Below are 16,384 nucleotides of genomic sequence, written 5' to 3'. Positions count from 1 at the left end.
TTCGCCGACGGCGAAGGGCGCCCGACACGCCAGAAGATGCGCGCTCTGGTGTGGCTTGTGTTGCGGTTGGGGCGGACGGCGGCGTGGCATCACCGTTCCGGGCCAGGTGATGCCTAGCTTGGCGGCCGGGGGTGGGGGCATTGGTGTCTTCTCGGTGGGTGCGTCCGGTGCGGTCGAAGGTCGTGGCAACGGTGGCCGTCGGGTGCGGGGCCGCGTTGGGGTTGTTCACGGCGCTGGGTCCGGCCGCGGCGGCCGGGGGACCGGTGGCCCGCGAGTTCAGTTCCGGCATCGGCACCTACGCCGCGCCCGAGCAGATCACCACGGGCCCGGACGGCGCGCTGTGGTTCACCGAGTTCCTCGGCAACCGCATCGGTCGCATCGACTCCTCCGGCCAGGTCAGCGAGTTCGGCAACGGGATCACCCCGGCCGCGCTCCCGTTCGGGATCACGTCCGGCCCGGACGGCGCGCTCTGGTTCACCGAGTACGCGGGCGGCCGCATCGGCCGCATCACCCCCGACGGCGACGTCACCGAGTTCCCCGCGGGCCTGACCCCGTTGAGCGAGCCGGAGTCGATCGTCGCCGGTCCGGACGGGAACCTGTGGTTCACCGAACGGCACGCCGACCAGATCGGACGGATGACCCCCGAGGGTCAGGTCACCGAGTTCCTCACCAGCCCGGGCAGCTCCCCGGAGGGCATCGCCGTCGGGCCGGATCACGCTCTGTGGTTCACCGAGTCCTCGTCCAACCGCATCGGCCGCATGACCACCAGCGGCAAGCTCAAGGAGTACTGGAAGGGCCTGAGCACCGACTCCGAGCCGTACGGCATCACCGCCGGCCCGGACGGGAACCTGTGGTTCACCGAGACCCAGGGCAACCGCATCGGCCGCATCACGCCGGCGGGGAAGTTCCACGAGTACTCCGCCGGCATCGACCCGAAGTCGCGCCCGGCCTGGATCACCACGGGCTCGGACTCCCAGTTGTGGTTCACCGAGAAGGTCGGCAACGCGATCATGCGGCTGGACCCCAACACCGGCGGGATCACGAAGTTCGCCAAGGGCATCAGCCCCAACGCGACCCCGGACGGGATCACGGTCGGCCCGGACCAACGGATCTGGTTCACCGAGCTACGCCTGGACCGCGTCGCCCGGCTCGAGACCGAACGCCCGGACGAGACGCCCGTGCCCGCCGCGACCGCCGCGCCCGCCCACGCGGCGCCGGCGCCTGCCGCCAGTCCCGCGCCGGTCGGTCACTGACCGTCGGCCTACCCTGCCGGACATGAGCATCGAAGTCGGCCTGGCCGAGTTGGCACAGGCACTCGCGAAACACCCGTTCGCCTACCTGCTCACGGTCGGCGATGCGCCCCGCCCGCACGTGGTTGCCTCGAGCGTCGCCGTGCGCGACGGGGTCGTGACGGTCGCCGATGCCGGGCGCCGCACCCGGACCGCGATCGCGGTCAACCCGGCCGTCACGCTGCTCGCGCCGCCCGCGGAGCCCGGCGGGTACTCGCTGATCGTCGATGGCACGGGGGTCCTGACCGACGACGCCGTGCTGGTGACGCCCAGCCGCGCGGTTCTGCACCGGCCCGCACCGATGCCAACCGCTGCGCCCGAGGACGGTTCCTGCGGCCAGGACTGCGTCCCGATCCCGCTGGAGCAAGGGAACTGACGCACAGTCAGAAAAAGCGGAAGGGGCGACCGCGGGATCGCCGCGACCGCCCCTTCCGGCCGGAGTTAGAGCAGGCCCATCACCACGGCCTTGGTCTGGGTGTAGGCATCGAGGATCTCGGCGCCGTTCTCCCGGCCCCAGCCGGACTGCTTGTAGCCGCCGAACGGCAGCGACGCGTCGAAGATGTTGTAGCAGTTGACCCACAACGTGCCGGCCTGCAGACGAGCCGCGACCTGGTGGGCCTTGGAGACGTCTTGCGTCCAGACCCCGGCCGACAGGCCGTAGCTGGTGTTGTTGCCGGTCGCGATGACCTCGTCGACGTCGTCGAACTTGTTCGCCACCAGCACCGGCCCGAAGATCTCCTCGGCCACCACGGTCATCTCCGGCCGGGTGTCGGTCAGCACTGTCGGGGAGAAGAAGAAGCCGCCGCTGTCGGGAGCATCGCCGCCGGCCGCGACGGTCGCGCCGGAGTCGATCCCGGCCTTGACGTAGTTCGACACGCGGTCGAACTGCTCCTGCGAGGTCAGCGGACCCATCTGGGTGTCGACGGCCAGACCCGGGCCGACCTTGATGCCGTTGGCGATCGCAGTGACGCCCGCGATGACCTCGTCGTAGACCCCCGACTCGACGTAGAGCCGCGAGCCGGCGCAGCAGATCTGGCCGCTGTTGATGAAGATCGCGTTCGCTGCGGTCGCGATCGCCGCCTCGAGGTTGGCGTCGTTGAAGATGATGTTCGGCGCCTTGCCACCCAGCTCGAGGGTGACCTTCTTCAGGTTGCCACGGGCTGCGCCGACGATCAGCTTGCCGACCTCGGTGGAGCCGGTGAAGGCGATCTTGTCGACGTCGTCGTGGGCGGCCAGGGCGGCGCCGGCCTCACCGAAGCCGGTGACGATGTTGATGACACCGGCCGGGACCCCGGCCTCCTCGAGCAGGTCGACGAGGTAGAGCACGCTCAGCGGGGTCTGCTCGGCCGGCTTGAGCACGACCGTGTTGCCGGTCGCCAGCGCCGGGGCCAGCTTCCAGGACGCCATCAGCAGCGGGAAGTTCCACGGGATGATCTGGCCGACCACGCCGACCGGCTCCCGACGGGTGTACGCGTGGTACTTCGCTCCCGGCGTGTACGGGGTCGAGATCTCCTTGGTGGCGCCCTCGATCTTGGTGGCCCAACCGGCCATGTAGTGGAAGGTGTCGCGGGCCAGCTGCAGGTCCACGGCCGCGGCGATGGTCTTGGGCTTGCCGTTGTCGAGGGACTCCAGCTCGGCCAACTCGTCGGCGTGCGCCTCGATCAGGTCGCCGATCTTCCAGACGATCTTCGCCTTCTGCGCCGGGGTGACCTGCTGCCAGGGGTCGAAGGCCTTGCGGGCGGCGGCGACAGCGGCGTCGATGTCCTCGGCCTGGCCGTCGGCCACGGTGGCCAGCTTCTGGCCAGTCGCCGGGTTCGGGGTGTCGAAGGTCTTGCCGGACAATGAGTCGACGCGCTTGCCGCCGATGTAGTGCTTGCCCTGCTTGGACAGGAAGTCGTTGACGCGGGACAAAGTGCTGGCCGTCATCGATGCTCCAGAACGGATCGGGAGGTCCTTGAGCAGCCGCGATCGAGGGAAGCGCCACGCTGCGCAAGTTCCAGGAATTTCGAGAAGATACATCTGTGGATGCGTCTACCATCTCCCGATAAGCCTCTGAATTGCAAGAGCGGACAGCGCCGTCTCCCGCCGGCTTACGGGGCGTCCGGCCCGGCGCCGTCGGTGAACGCCTGCTCGTACCAGCCGGAGCGGATCTCGTCGAGTTCGGGGTTGTCGCCAAGGCGATAGCCGGGCACGTCCAGGCGTTGCGCCCACGGTTTGACGTCTAGCACCGGGGTGCCGTGGACCATGTCGACACCGGCGAACTCCAGCACCGACCCACTGATCGACAGCACCCGGACCAGGTGCAGGCCGATCGGGTTCGGGCGCGAGGGGTACCGGGTCGCGAACACGCCGATCCGGCGGGTGGTGGGCCGCAGCAGCAGCGGTTCGATCCGCAGGTCGCTGGCGGGCGGCGGGGCCTGGTGCAGCCAGGTGATCAACCAGGCATGGTCGAAGTCGGCCAGGTCCGCCAGCGCCGCCGCGTAGCGCTTCTGCAGCACCACGCGGCCGCGGGCCCGCGCGTTGCGCAGCGTCTGCTCCGGGGTGTGCTGCGGACGGGTGTACGGGCTGTCGACCCGGCCGATCGGACGCAGGGTGAAGTCGGCCGTCGCCGGCGTGGCATCCTCGGACAAGGCCGTGGTCCTTCCCTCGCAGGGCCCGGACACGCTGGGCGGGAACGTTCCGCCATTCTGCATAAGCGAGAGTGAGCCGACGAAGTCGGAGGCAGGTGCAAGGCGCCGACCGGCGTCGCAGGAGGTGCACGATGCTCGTCGAGGTCTGGTCCGACGTCACCTGCCCGTGGTGCGGGATCGGGCACCACCGACTGCAGCAGGCCCTGGAGAAGTTCGAGCACGCCGCTGCGGTGGAGGTCGTCTTCCGGTCCTTCGTGCTGAACAAGCATGCGCCGGGGAACACCACCTGGCCGATGCGCGAGCACCTGATGGGCAAGTACGGCCTGGCGGGCGAGGCAGCCGACGCGAACATGGCCAAGATCGAGCAGATCGCGGCCGGCGACGGGCTCGCTCCCTACTGCCTGCACGACAACGTCGTGGGAAACACCCTGTTGGCGCACGAACTGCTTGCCTACGCGAAGGAGCAGGGCCGCGGCCCGGAGGCCTGGGCGCGGCTGTTCCGCGCGTACTTCAGCGACTGCATCTCGGTCTTCGACGTCGACTCGCTCGTCGAGCTCGGTGCGGAGATCGGGCTGGACACGCGCGAATTGCGCGCAGCGCTGGAGGATCGGCGGTACCGCCGCGCCGTCGAGCAGGACGATCACATCGCGCGGGCGCGGGGGATCGAGGGCGTCCCGTTCTTCATGTTCGCCGGCCGCTTCGCGCTGCCCGGGGCGGACACTGTCGAGACGTTGCTGCGCGGGCTGGAACTGGGCTGGGAGCACGCAAACCAGGCCCCGACCGAGGTGTTGGCCTCGACCGGAGCCCGGTGCGACGAGACCGGGTGCGAGATTCCGTAACGGTCAGTTCCGGATCGGGCCGCCACCGCCGGTTCCGGTCGAGGACGAGCCGGCGCCGGAGCTGGTGCCGGTCGACCCGCTCGAACTTTCGCGGGGGCTCGACTGCCGCTCGTGGGTGCCGGTTCCGGTGTCGGACGAGCTGCTGCTGCCGCGTTCGGTGCGCGTCGAGCCGGTGTCCGAGCTCGAGTTCGAGCTGCTGGAACCGGTGCCTGTCGAGTCCGGCCGGGTGTTCGACGATCCTGTGCCCGAGGAGCCGGTGCCCGTCGAGTTCGTGCCGGTCGAGTTCGTGGCAGTCGAGTTCGAGTTCGAGTTGTCGGTCGTCGAGGTGTTGGTGTGCGTGGTGCCGTTGGTGGTGGTCCCGTTCGGCCCGCCCGGCCGGCCGTTGTCGAACTGCGGGCGCGCGACGCCCTGCGGAGCGTTGGCGTCCGGCGACCCGTTGGTGCTGCCCGGCACGACGCCGGTCGGGTTCTGGTTCGTGGCCGGGGCGCCAGGGACCTGGTTCGGGGTGTTGTTGTTAGGGGTGTTGTTGGTGGTGTCCTGCTGGTTGTGGGACGGCGGGTTGAACGCGCCCGTCCCGAGCCGGGTCGGCAGGTACGGCTTGTTCGCCGGGGCGTCCTGCGCCCGGCCGAAACGCTGCCAGTCGTGGCCGTCCCAGCGCCAGATGACGTGCTCGTGGCGGTCGGTGCCCCACTGGACCCAGTCGTCGTGGTCTGTGACCGGGTGGTCCCAGGCCGGCCGGAACCACCACGGGTGGCCGTCCCAGTCGCCGTCGGCCCAGGAGGAATCGGCGTCGGAGTCCGAATAGGCGCTGTCGTCGCTGCGGATCACCTCGGACTGGACACCGTCGCTGCCGTTGTCCGAGTCGGCCACGGACTTCGGGGTCAGCTGGTCGAAGGCGTCGAGCACGGACTTCTGCAGGTCCGGGCTCAGGCCGGGGCACTGGTTCAGGCTGGACAGGAACAGCAGCACTTCGTGCTTCTGGGTGTCGTTCAGCCCGGGGATGTCGACGGTGTAGACCTTCTGCACCGCCGGCGGGACCTGCTGGGCCTGCTCGAGCTGATTGAAGAAGTCGTTGCCGCGCGACAGCACCGGGTCGCCGGCGGCGACCCGCGGGGTCAGTTGGGCCATGCCGCACTGCACGAGGGGAGACCCGGTCGCCGCGGCGATCGGCTGCGCCTCGCTGACCGGGCTGGAAGCGGTCGTACTGGTGACGCCGCACGCGGACAGGCTGGTGATCAGGCCGCCGGCCAGGACCGCGGCAATCAGGTTGCGCGTCTTCGGGGGGCTCGAGGGCGTGGTCATGATCGGTCCGTCCTTCGCCTCAGGTCGGCGAGGGAACCCCCGCCGCGACTGTGGCTGCGACTACCCGAGGATGCGCGCTTTCATGTGAAAAGTGGCCTGTGTCACGTCGCTTACCCTTGACTCATGGGGCATTCGGTGTAAATCGGACAGTCGCCCGCACCCTGCGTGCCCTGGCGTGGCTCAGTGGTCGGCGCCGTCACGCGGGGCCGGGACCAGGTGCACACGCGGGCGCAGGAGAGCGGCGCGAGACAGGCGCTCGGCCTCGATCCGGGCCGCCAACGCGCGAGCGGTGGCGGACTCGCCTGCCGCGACCGCCGCATCAATCTGGGCGCGGTCCGCGTCGCTGGAACAGGCCATTGATGCCTCCGTCTTCGGGTCGGTTGGTGCCCCTGTAGAGCACCATGTCCACCCTGTCCCGCCAATGGTCCGAACGGTCCACCGGTGACGTCGGACGGACGATCCCGACCTGATCGAAATTCGCACTCCAGGGTCCGCGGGCGGGCGTGCCGTCGCACGCCATTCACGACGGCGCAACTGTTCGGTAACTACCCGCAGGTAACGTCACACTCGACCGGCGGAAACCGGTCGGCCCTTGGAATCGGAAAATATGAGGGGGCCGGGGCGGGAAACATATTGAGGGGTGGATACCGGTGCCGAACTTCTGTGCGCACACGGTGAATTCGCGGTAGTAGAAAATTCTCACTCGGGTCGAGTACCGGGCGTGCGACGAAGCACGGCAGCCTCGACGCCGACTCTGCGACGTCCGACGGGATCGGCCTGATCCTGCGCCGTGGACGTCGATTCCGACCACGGGCCTCCGCCAGGACCGTCGGTCGACCGTGCCCGGAGAACTCGAATCCCGCACCCGGTCCAGCTCGATCCGGACCGAAATTCGGAGGAACTCAAATGCACGCCTGGCACCGCTGCTGTCCGAACGTTTCCCACCTCGTCGCGCTGGCCCCGCAGGCCGCTGCGGCGACGTTCGACCTGATGATTCTCGACCCGGCACTCGGTGAACTTCTCCTGCCCGCCGGGCCGTTGGTGAAGGCGAATCCCGACCGTTATGACGCGCTGCGGGTCCTGCCCGCTCGGCTGGCGCTGCCGGGGCGCCGCAATGCCTCGATGGGAGTGCTGCTGGAACTGTTGCCGTGGTCGGACCATCGGTCGGAGCTGACAATCAGTTGCACCGCGAATTCCCGGCTCCCGTTGGGAATCGGTACCACGCGCTACCGCGAGGCCGCCGACGCGGCGCTGGACGTGCTGGCCAGGCTGATCGAGTCGGGCACGGTCCGACCGAACCGGCGGGTCCCGGCCCGGGCCGCGCACGCCGCCGGCCGTGGGCCGGGGATCACCGGGCCGGCAGTGCTCACGGGGCCTGTTCCTCCTCGGTCAACGCCTCATGGAGAACGACGAGCTCGTTGATCATCCCGGCGACCGCGGTGGCCAACTCGGCCATCGCGGCCCGGGTCTGGTCCTCGACCTCGAGCGCGCTTTCCTCGCTCGGGCGCAGCACGTCGGTCGCGGCAGCGATTGCGGCCTCGCGGATCTGGGCGGCTTGTTGCTCAGCCTCGCGGATCGTGCGTCGGGTGGTGGTCTGCTCGTCGACGACCTCGCGGCGCGCGGCCTGTAGATCGGCCTGGGCCGCGCGAATCTCGGCGCCGAGCGCCTCGGCCTGAGTCTCGTCCTCGATCGCCGCGCGGCGGCCCGCGTCGAAGTTCGCTCGGGTCGCCTCGCGGTGCGTGGCGTCGAGGATGCGGTTGGCCCGCGCCTCCTGGCGGGCCCGCGCGGTCGCAGCGGTGGCACGGATCTCGGCGGCCTGCCGATGGGCGGCCGTGACGATGCGTTCCCCGGCAAACCGGGCCGATTGCACGGCGTTGTCGGCCGCGGCGAGGCGGTCCTGGTGGTGGACCGAGGCGACCTGGCAGGCGTGCTCGACCCAGGCGTACGCGTCGCGCGCACTGGCCTCGGCGAGCCGGGCCCGGTCCTCCTCGGCGACCGCCAGGATCGCGCGCACGGCTCGAGTGGTGGCCTTGCGCATCCGGGCGCCGGTCCGGCCCTCGTGCTCCAGCGGCAACTGCGCCAGTTGGTGCTCGATCGCTGCGGGCAGCTGATCCGCGGAGGTCCGTTCGGCGGTGTTGGTGTGGCGAATGCTCTCGGTCACGCGGTCATAGCCGCGCATCGCCCGTTGCAACGCAGAGTGCGGTGACACGGAACGGGACAGTGTCACCAGGGTTCCCCTCCCAGGAAGATCTAGGGCGAGCCTGCCTCGGGGGATGGTGTTATGTCAGCAGGCCGAACCAAGTTATTCAAGATCCTTGGTTCAGTGCTTGCCCGACATGTCCGGCGCTGAAACCGTCGGGCACGACTGCGCCCTGGCGAGCACGCGGACCGCGAAGTTCGGCACCTGCAGCACGTTCGGCACGACGATGTCGCGGACAGTGGCGTGGACGCCGCGAAGCAACACGCTGCTGGCCTGCAGCCCGAAGCGGTCCGCGGCGCCGCCGAGACTGACGCCGGAGGAACCGAGCGCGACGTCGGCCGCGGACTTGTTCACCGCGAGTTCGCCCCCCGTTGCGATCGCCCCCTGCACACCGGTCACGTCGAGGAGCAGGCCGGTCGCGGAGATCTCGAACGTGCTCGGGTCGGTGTCGCCGCCGGAAATCAGGATCGTCACCGGTTGCCCGAGAACGGTGGTGCGCTGCGCCAGGCACAGGCCGTTGATGTGTGCGGAGCCGACGCCGATGCGGGCGGCCGGCGCCGACCCGCCGGACACCACGGCCGGCGCACCTGCCAGGACCGGCGCGGCCAGCCGCCACCGGGTCCCGTAGTCGTCCGGCGTCACGAAGTGCCGACAGTGACGCTGCCCGTGGGCAGGCTGAGCGATGTCTGCCCGGCGGCGGTGTTTACCCGCGGCGCGTAGACGTCGATGTCGGGGTTGCGGCCCTCGATCGGGCTCGGCAGTTTGGTCCCGGCCGCGATCGGTCCGGACAGCAGTGGGGCCAGTGGCCGGGCGTCGTCGCCCGGCCCGGCCAGCTTCAGCAGCGTCTGTGGCAGGCACGCCTGCAGGCTGTGCAGGACGCCCCGCAGTTCGACGGTCGCACCGGTGCCGCCGATCGTCCCCGCGTCGGTTCCGGAGCCGGAGTTCGCGATCCTCAGCGCGAACAGCCCGGCACTGTTCTGACTGAGCGTCACATTATCGAGTTCGATCTTGCCGAACTTCAGCAGCAGGGTTCCGCCGGCCAACGCCGAGCCGCGCGGTGAGGTGCCGCCGCCGGCCAACTCCCGGCCGGGATGCGGTTCCTGCTCGGCGATGCCCCGGCGGCCTCGCAGGACTCACGAAGCCTCGGCTGGGCCCCGGTGCACCCGCTGGCGGGAGTCGTGCAGTGGCGGATCTACCCCCTTTCAGAGCTGGGTCGGCCCGGTGGCCAGATCACGCTGAGTCCGTCGTCCTGACGCACCGTGGACAAAACACCCGCCTCACCGTCACCATGCGACCAGCACGGGGGGCCGGCTGGGCGCTCGGACTGGGGCGCCTGCGGCTTGAAGGCGGTGGTTCGACATGGTCGCCGCGTCGGGCCTGGTCGACTTCGAGTCGCTGACCGGTCAGTCGAAGTTCGTCATCGCCATGGTGAGCATCCCGATCTTCAGCGCGATCGCGGGGCTGGTGACCAACTGGACCGGCGTCATCATGCTGTTCGCGCCGATCCAGTTCCGCGGGTTCCACTGTCCGGGCGTCAAGACGATCTTCCCGTTCCTGCCACGGCGCCTGCAGGTGCTGCCGATCTTCGCCCCCGGCGGGATCCTGGGCTTCCAGGGCTTCATCCCGGCTCGGGCCGAGCGCATGGCCAGCATCTGCGTCGACAAGGGCCTGTCGAAGCTGGGCAGCATCCGCGACTTCCTGCTGGAGCTCGAGCCGGCCGTCATCGCCGAGCGGTTGGCCGTGGTCGCACGGCCCGAGGTCCGCGGGATGGTCGACGAGATCATGGAGCGCGAGCATCCGGAGCTGTGGGCACAGTTGCCGCCGCAGCTGCGGGAGATCGTCTACCAGCGTGTGCTGCAGCAGCTGCCGCAGATCTCCCGGCACGCGATGGAAGCGATCGAGGAGAACATCGACGACCTGCTCGACGTCAAGCTGATGGTCGTCGGGCGGCTGCGGAAGGACCCGCGGATCCTGCGGGACATCATCTACAACCTGGGCTCGAAGGAGCTCAAGTTCATGACCGCGATCGGCTTCTGGCTGGGGCTGCCGTTGGGTCTGCTGCTCGCGGTGTTCCTCACGGCGGCCCCCAATCTGCCAATGTTCTCGGCGATCCCGCCCTGGTTGATCGTGATCAGCGGCGCCTCGATGATCGGCATCATCGTGAACATCGTCGCGATCAAGATGGTCTTCGAGCCGGCGGTGCCCCAGCCCTGGTACCGCTACCCGTGGCGGCAGGCCAAGTTCGCCAGGCGTCAGCACGAGGCGGCGACGAGCTTCGGGTGGTCGCTGGCCTACGAGGTCATCACGATGCCGAACATCATCAGCGAACTGATCAGCGGCCCGCGTTCGGACAAGGCCCGGGTGATCATCCAGGAGGTGATGGCCCGCGAGGTCGACCAGATCGTCGGCCCGACCCGGACCTTGGTGCGTGCCGCTGTCGGCGGCCGGGAGTTCGAGGCGATCCGGCTCAGTACCACCGGCACCGCGATCGACGTCGCCCGCGGCCTGCTCGACGACTTGGAGTTCACCAACCGCCAGGCCCAGAAGATCGACACTTTCTGCACCGAACGCTTGCGCGAACTCTCGCCGGGCGAGTTCATGGAGATGCTCTACTCCGCGGTCGAGCAGGACGCGTGGTTGCTCTACGCCCATGGCGGATTCCTCGGTCTGTTCGTGGGCGCCATCCACCTGGTGATCTTCGGAGGCTGAGGATGACCGAGGAGGAGGTGAACCCGAGCAGCAACGGCCATCACGGGCGGCTGCCCCTCGACCTGCGTCGGCTGGATCCGCGCGGCACCGGGGTCAGCGGGCTTGCTCACCTGGCACTGACCACCACGGTGCGGGTCACCGGCGCGGCCGTGCGCGGCACGGTGACGGTCGGCGTCGACCTGGTCCGCGAGGTCGTCTCCGGCGAGCCGGTCACCGAGATCGCCGACCGGCACGTCGAGGCGCTGCGGGCCGTGCTGGTACGCGTCCTCGGCCTGAATGGGCACGTCCCGCAGGCACCGGCGCCGGTGGAACGTGACGCGCCGTCACCCCAGGACCTGCGGGCCCTGGGCGACGCGCTGCTGCGCAAGCTGTCCGACCCGGACCGTCGAGCCCGCAACGAGCACCCGGCCTTCGCGTGGATCCTGCGGGAGCTGCTGCCCGACGAGGCCCGGATCCTGCGGTTCATGGCCCTGGCCGGGCCGCAGCCGGCCATCGACGTGCGCACGAGGACCCCGCTCGGCGTCGGGTCCGAGCTGATCGCCAGTGGGATCAACCTGGTCGCCGAGATGTCCGGCTGCGCACATCCGGACCGCAACCAGCAGTACCTGGCCAACCTGGTCCGGCTCGGCATGCTGATGTTCTCCGAGGAGCAGGTGGAGGACCCGCGGCGGTACTCGTTCGTGGAGGCACAGCCTGTCGCCGCTGCGGCGATGGCCCGAGCCAGGAAGACTGTCACCGTCTACCGCAGCATCCGGATCACTCAGTTCGGGCTGCAGTTCTGCGATGTCTGCTTCACCCTGAACGGCTACGACGCCGGTGGCTGGCTGAAGGATGTGCGATGACGTGCCGGACCTGGAGAAGTTGCTCAACCCGTTCCTCAAGCATCGGGCCGGGACTGCGGGTGGCATGGTGCTGGTCGGTGATCGCCGCGGCGATCCTGCCCGACAAGCGCCGCAGGCGGCCCGCCCCCCGGACCCGCCGGTGAACCGGCACCGCGACAACGGTTTCTTCGGCCCCGGCTCGGCGACCTGGAAGGTCTGGAGCTATCCGACCTCTCCGGTTCTGGGATTCCTGCGCGCGGTGGTGGTCGAGGAACTCGACCCGTTCCTGGTCGCCTCGGTGGACCACAGCGGCCAGGTCAAGCAACGCACCCGGCTGCGCTACGACCGCACGCTGCAGTACTTCGCGACGGTGATGTTTGCTGACGCGGAGTCAGTTCTGTCCTCCGCCGAGACTCTGGTGAAGATCCACTCCTGTTCGGTCGGCCCGGAGCCGGTCACCGGCGGCACGTTCGACGCCAACGACCCGGACTCCCAGTTGTGGATCCACCTGACCGCCTGGCATTCGATTCTCTACACCTACGAGATGTTCGGCCCCGGTCGGCTGCCGGTCGAGGCGGAGCGGGAGTACTGGGCGCAGTGCGCGACCGCGGCGCACTTCCAGACCATCGACCCGGACCGGGTGCCGCGTACGCGGGCCGGGATCGTCGAGTACTTCGAGGAGTACCGGCCGCGATTGGTCGGCTCGCCGGTCGCGCAGGACATGATGAACTTCCTGCTGCGGGCGGTGCCCCGGGTCCTCGAGGGCGGCGCGCTGCCAGCCCCGTTCCACGGCCCGGTCTCGCTGTCGGTCCGCAAGGCCGTGGTGGCGACGATGCCCCGGTGGATGCGGGAACTGGCCGGGATCAAGCAGTCCCGGGCCGCCGACGTCGCGGTCACCGCCCAGATGCGGCCGGTGATCCGGGCGCTCGCAGCCAGTCCGGCGCTGCAGTTGGCCATCATTCGGCGGCTGTCGCCGCGCACCGCCGAGGTCGCCGAACCGGTGCTGCGCGGTACGCCCGCGGCCGAGGACCGGACCTGGACGCCGGCCGAGGCCTACGAGCACTTCGGCCGGGTCACCCCGCCGCAGCAGTACGCGCAGATCGTCGCCGCGCGTGGCGCCGGGGCCGGACCCCGGGCCTACGGTCGGCACCATTCCGAGTCCGTGATGGACTTCCCGGTGGGAGACGAGTAGAAGATCGACACCGGGAGGCGAAGCGATGCGTGCTGTCCGCTACGAACGTGAGGGAAGCGCGGCCGAGGTGCTGACGATCGGTGAGATCGACCGCCCGGCACCCGGACCAGGTCAGGTGCTCGTCCGCGTCGAGGTGTCCGGGATCAACCCGTCGGATGTGAAGACCCGCGCCGGGCTGACCCCTCGGCCGATCGACGGCTTCCAGATCCCGCACATGGACGGTGCCGGCGAGATCGTCGAGGTCGGTCCGGGCGTACCCGCTGACCGCGTCGGGCAACGCGTCTGGCTGTGGCTGGCGGCGTTCGGCAGTCGCTGGGGGACCGCGGCGGAGTACACCGTCCTCGACGCGACCCAGGCCGTCCCGCTGCCCGGGAGCGGGACCGCGGAACTCGGCGCCTGCCTGGGCATCCCGGCACTGACCGCACACCAGTGCCTGTTCTCCCACGGCCCGCTCGACGGTCGTCGGGTGCTGGTCCACGGCGGCGCGGGTGCCGTGGGGCATTTCGCGATCGAGTTGGCCCGGTGGGCCGGTGCGGACGTCGTCGCGACCGCGAGCACCGAGGACAAGGCGGCGCAGGCCAGCGCTGCCGGCGCGTCGGCGGTCGTCGACTACCGCTCGCCCGAGGCCGCCGAGGCGATCCGCAAGGAAGGCCCGATCGACCTGGTCGTCGACGTGGCGGTGGCGACCAACTGGGACCTCGACGTCGCCGTGCTGCGTCCGGGCGGGGCCATCGTCGCGTACGCGACCGACGGGAAGCCGCTGCAGATCCCGGTTCGCCCGGCGATGATCGCGAACCTGCGGCTGACGTTCTTCCTGCTCTACACGCACCCGCGGGCGGCCCTGGAGCGGGCCGCCGCGAGCATCTCGCAGGCGATCGGTGAGGGCGCGTTGACGCCGCTGCCGGTCACCTCCTTCGGCCTGGCGGATGCGGTCGCGGCCCACGAGGCGGTGGAGTCCGGCACGCCGGGGAAGGTGCTCCTGGACCTGCGTTGACGCCAGGTGGTTGCCACGGCAGCCGTCCCGGAATAAAGTTGACGTGTCAACCAGTTTGATGTGATGACCCGCCACGAGGGCGGGGTCGACCGGAGGGACGACGACGATGGCGAACCTGACGCTGCCCGGCGTGGACATCCGCCGTGCCGATTCGCGCGCGGCGACGGACATCGGCTGGCTGGACTCGAAGCACTCCTTCGCGTTCGGCGGGCATTGGGACCCGGACAACACCCACCACGGGCTGCTGTTGGTCAACAACGACGACAAGGTCGCCGCGGGGACCGGTTTCGAGACCCACCCGCACCGGGACATGGAGATCGTCACCTGGGTACTGGGCGGTTCGCTGGTGCACCAGGACTCCGAGGGCAATTCCGGCGTGCTCTACCCGGGCCTGGCCCAGCGGATGAGCGCGGGCACGGGGATCCTGCACTCGGAGAAGAACGACTCCTGGCGCATCGGCGGGGAGCGCCACGACGACCCGGTGCACTTCGTCCAGATGTGGGTTGTGCCCGACGAGCGCGGCATCGTCCCGGGCTACGAGCAGTCCGAGATCGACGCGGCAGTGCTGGCCTCGGGTTTGGTGCCGGTCGCGTCGGGAAATCCCGAGCACGACGCCGCAATCCGGATCCGCAACCGGTACGCCACCCTGTGGGCCGCCCGACTGGCTCCCGGTGAGGCCGTCGACGTGCCCGACGCCCCGTTCGTGCACCTGTTCGTTCCCCGCGGCACGGTGGACCTCGACGGTGCCGGACCGCTGGCGCAGGGTGACGCGGCCCGACTGGCCGGACGCGGCGGACGACTGACCGCGACCACTGACGCCGAGGTCCTCGTCTGGGAGATGCATGCCACGATCAGCGGCTGACCCGCCGTCAGACCGCATTCCAGCAGGGAAAGGAAGGCCCGCGATGAGCACCACGAACCCCGCGCAGACCGCCGGCGCCGAAGTCGCGGTGCACTCGTTGCTCGCGCAGCGCTGGAGCCCGCGCGGCTTCGACACCGAACACGTTCTGAGCGACGAGGACCTGTACACGCTGCTGGAGGCGGCCCGTTGGGCGCCGTCCTCCGGCAACTCCCAGCCCTGGCGCTTCCTGCTCGGGCGTCGCGGCGAGGCCGCCCACGAACGGCTGGTCAAACACCTGGCACCGGGCAACCAGCTCTGGGCCCCGAGCGCCTCGCTGCTGTTCCTGGCCGCGGCGGCAACCGTCGACGAGGAGGGGCGCCACCTCGGCCACGCCTGGTACGACACCGGGCAGGCCGTGGCCGACCTGACCGTCCAGGCGACCGCGCTGGGCCTGGCCGTCCACCAGATGGGCGGCTTCGACGCCGCCGGTATGGCCGCCGAGTTCGGCCTGCCGGAGACGATCGAACCGGTCACCATGGTGGCTGTCGGTCGCTTCGATCCGGACGCGCAGTTGCCGGAGTTCCTGTGGAACCGTGAGCGTGCCCCGCGCGAGCGTCGCCCGGTTAGCGAGATCCTGCTGCAGAGCTAGGACGCCGCGACCGGCGTCCGCCGGGGAGGGTGCGATGCCGACCAGTCGGCTCGAGGCGTTCAGCGACGGCGTCCTGGCCATCATCATCACGATCATGGTTCTGGAGCTGAAGGTTCCGGAGGGCAACGACCTCGGGGCGTTGCAGCACACGGCCGGGACCGAGCTGCTCACCTACCTGCTGAGCTTCGTCTACGTAGGCATCTACTGGAACAACCACCATCACATGTTCCACCTGACCAAGAAGGTCACCGGTGGCGTGCTGTGGGCCAACCTGCACCTGCTGTTCTGGCTGTCGTTGTTCCCGTTCACGACCGCGTGGATGGCCCGCAGCGATCTGGCTCGCACCCCGGTGATGATCTACGGGGTCAACCAGTTGGGCGCCGCGATTGCCTTCTACGTCCTGCAGACGGCGATCCTGCGCGAAGAGGGGGCGAACTGCGCCCTGGCCCGTGCCGTCGGCCACGACCTCAAAGGCAAGATCTCGCCGGTGCTGTACCTGTGCGGGATCGTGGTGGCCGGGTTCGCCGGCAGCCACGAGGGCAAGCTGACGTGGGCCGGGCTGGCGTTCTTCGTCGGCGTCGCGGTGATGTGGCTGATCCCGGACCGTCGGATCGAACGGGTCCTCGCCGAGGAGAGCACCGGCTAGCTGGATCGGGCGAGACTTCCCAATAGAGGCCGTACAAATACCGCGACCACAACGGGCACCCCATCGGACGCGCACCGAAACAACGGCGCAGCGGAGGCACCTGTGCCAACAACGGCGCAGGATGCGCCGTCGACGGAACAGCGTCTCGGAACGCTCACTGACCCGCGGCCGGCAACGGCGCGGGGGTAGCACGGGCCGGTCCGGGGCGAGTCAGGACACCGGCCAAACACTTCACCGCCGGCCCCAAGTCGGGGATCGCTCGGCGCCGGGAA

The 16,384-nt window shown here is 69.7% G+C and carries 18 protein-coding genes; 11 read left to right on the top strand and 7 right to left on the bottom strand.

Going from position 1 to position 16,384, the window contains the following annotated elements; all coding sequences use genetic code 11:
• The first annotated feature begins 167 nt into the window (after positions 1–167).
• Together VHU88_04805 and VHU88_04800 are read left to right on the top strand one after the other, a co-directional pair.
• Positions 168–1,253 carry a hypothetical protein gene (locus tag VHU88_04805; GenBank protein HEX3610985.1) on the top strand — a complete coding sequence of 362 codons (1,086 nt, stop codon included), beginning with the start codon at positions 168–170 and terminating at the stop codon, positions 1,251–1,253.
• 22 nt (positions 1,254–1,275) lie between these two features.
• The gene (locus tag VHU88_04800; GenBank protein HEX3610984.1) at positions 1,276–1,665 is read left to right on the top strand and encodes a hypothetical protein; all 390 of its coding nucleotides are present in this window, start codon (positions 1,276–1,278) and stop codon (positions 1,663–1,665) included.
• Positions 1,666–1,730: 65 nt separating this feature from the next.
• On the opposite strand, the gene VHU88_04795 is transcribed toward VHU88_04800, so the two are convergent.
• Together VHU88_04795 and tsaA are read right to left on the bottom strand one after the other, a co-directional pair.
• Positions 1,731–3,215: an aldehyde dehydrogenase family protein gene (locus tag VHU88_04795; protein ID HEX3610983.1), complete on the bottom strand. Its 1,485-nt coding sequence runs from the start codon at positions 3,213–3,215 to the stop codon at positions 1,731–1,733.
• Between the two features lie 164 nt (positions 3,216–3,379).
• Positions 3,380–3,919, bottom strand: a complete 540-nt coding sequence (gene tsaA, locus VHU88_04790; protein HEX3610982.1) for a tRNA (N6-threonylcarbamoyladenosine(37)-N6)-methyltransferase TrmO — start codon at positions 3,917–3,919, stop codon at positions 3,380–3,382.
• A 131-nt stretch (positions 3,920–4,050) separates the two neighbouring features.
• On the opposite strand from tsaA, the gene VHU88_04785 reads away from it, so the two are divergent.
• Positions 4,051–4,758 (top strand): DsbA family oxidoreductase, encoded by a 708-nt coding sequence (locus VHU88_04785; GenBank protein HEX3610981.1) that lies wholly within the window; start codon positions 4,051–4,053, stop codon positions 4,756–4,758.
• Between the two features lie 3 nt (positions 4,759–4,761).
• Here VHU88_04785 and VHU88_04780 read toward each other — a convergent pair whose 3' ends face one another.
• Both VHU88_04780 and VHU88_04775 read right to left on the bottom strand, forming a co-directional pair.
• Complete coding sequence (locus tag VHU88_04780; protein HEX3610980.1) at positions 4,762–6,060, bottom strand: hypothetical protein; 1,299 nt, start codon at positions 6,058–6,060, stop codon at positions 4,762–4,764.
• Positions 6,061–6,240: 180 nt separating this feature from the next.
• Positions 6,241–6,417 (bottom strand): hypothetical protein, encoded by a 177-nt coding sequence (locus tag VHU88_04775; GenBank protein ID HEX3610979.1) that lies wholly within the window; start codon positions 6,415–6,417, stop codon positions 6,241–6,243.
• Positions 6,418–6,966: 549 nt separating this feature from the next.
• Here VHU88_04775 and VHU88_04770 point away from each other — a divergent pair.
• Positions 6,967–7,482: a hypothetical protein gene (locus VHU88_04770; protein HEX3610978.1), complete on the top strand. Its 516-nt coding sequence runs from the start codon at positions 6,967–6,969 to the stop codon at positions 7,480–7,482.
• Here VHU88_04770 and VHU88_04765 read toward each other — a convergent pair.
• From VHU88_04765 to VHU88_04755, 3 genes are all read right to left on the bottom strand, one after another.
• Positions 7,427–8,221, bottom strand: a complete 795-nt coding sequence (locus tag VHU88_04765) for a hypothetical protein (GenBank protein ID HEX3610977.1) — start codon at positions 8,219–8,221, stop codon at positions 7,427–7,429. The two genes, VHU88_04770 and VHU88_04765, sit on opposite strands and share 56 nt — an antisense overlap.
• Positions 8,222–8,380: 159 nt before the next feature.
• A complete protein-coding gene (locus tag VHU88_04760; GenBank protein HEX3610976.1) occupies positions 8,381–8,902 on the bottom strand; it encodes a DUF6230 family protein in 522 nt (173 codons plus the stop codon).
• Positions 8,899–9,339 (bottom strand): hypothetical protein, encoded by a 441-nt coding sequence (locus tag VHU88_04755; protein HEX3610975.1) that lies wholly within the window; start codon positions 9,337–9,339, stop codon positions 8,899–8,901. Before VHU88_04755 ends, VHU88_04760 begins: the two co-directional genes overlap by 4 nt.
• A gap of 280 nt (positions 9,340–9,619) precedes the next feature.
• Here VHU88_04755 and VHU88_04750 point away from each other — a divergent pair, with 280 nt between their 5' ends.
• The 7 genes from VHU88_04750 (at position 9,620) to VHU88_04720 (ending at position 16,112) form a co-directional block, all read left to right on the top strand.
• Positions 9,620–10,969 (top strand): hypothetical protein, encoded by a 1,350-nt coding sequence (locus tag VHU88_04750; GenBank protein HEX3610974.1) that lies wholly within the window; start codon positions 9,620–9,622, stop codon positions 10,967–10,969.
• Positions 10,970–10,971: 2 nt separating this feature from the next.
• Entirely contained in the window at positions 10,972–11,811 is an 840-nt protein-coding gene (locus VHU88_04745) for an Abi-alpha family protein (protein HEX3610973.1), read from the top strand.
• Position 11,812: 1 nt separating this feature from the next.
• On the top strand, positions 11,813–12,982 hold the full coding sequence (locus VHU88_04740) for an oxygenase MpaB family protein (GenBank protein HEX3610972.1): 1,170 nt from the start codon (positions 11,813–11,815) through the stop codon (positions 12,980–12,982).
• A 25-nt stretch (positions 12,983–13,007) separates the two neighbouring features.
• Complete coding sequence (locus tag VHU88_04735; protein ID HEX3610971.1) at positions 13,008–13,976, top strand: NADPH:quinone reductase; 969 nt, start codon at positions 13,008–13,010, stop codon at positions 13,974–13,976.
• A gap of 106 nt (positions 13,977–14,082) precedes the next feature.
• On the top strand, positions 14,083–14,838 hold the full coding sequence (locus VHU88_04730) for a pirin family protein (GenBank protein ID HEX3610970.1): 756 nt from the start codon (positions 14,083–14,085) through the stop codon (positions 14,836–14,838).
• Between the two features lie 43 nt (positions 14,839–14,881).
• Positions 14,882–15,466, top strand: a complete 585-nt coding sequence (locus tag VHU88_04725; protein HEX3610969.1) for a nitroreductase family protein — start codon at positions 14,882–14,884, stop codon at positions 15,464–15,466.
• Between the two features lie 34 nt (positions 15,467–15,500).
• Positions 15,501–16,112, top strand: coding sequence for a TMEM175 family protein (locus tag VHU88_04720; protein ID HEX3610968.1), 612 nt, complete (start codon positions 15,501–15,503; stop codon positions 16,110–16,112).
• The last annotated feature ends 272 nt before the right edge of the window (positions 16,113–16,384 follow it).

This window comes from Sporichthyaceae bacterium, assembly GCA_036269075.1.
In the GTDB taxonomy this organism is placed as follows: Bacteria; Actinomycetota; Actinomycetes; order Sporichthyales; family Sporichthyaceae; genus DASQPJ01.
Note: the sequence above shows the minus strand (reverse complement) of the source record. Positions and strands in the feature narration are given on the sequence as shown.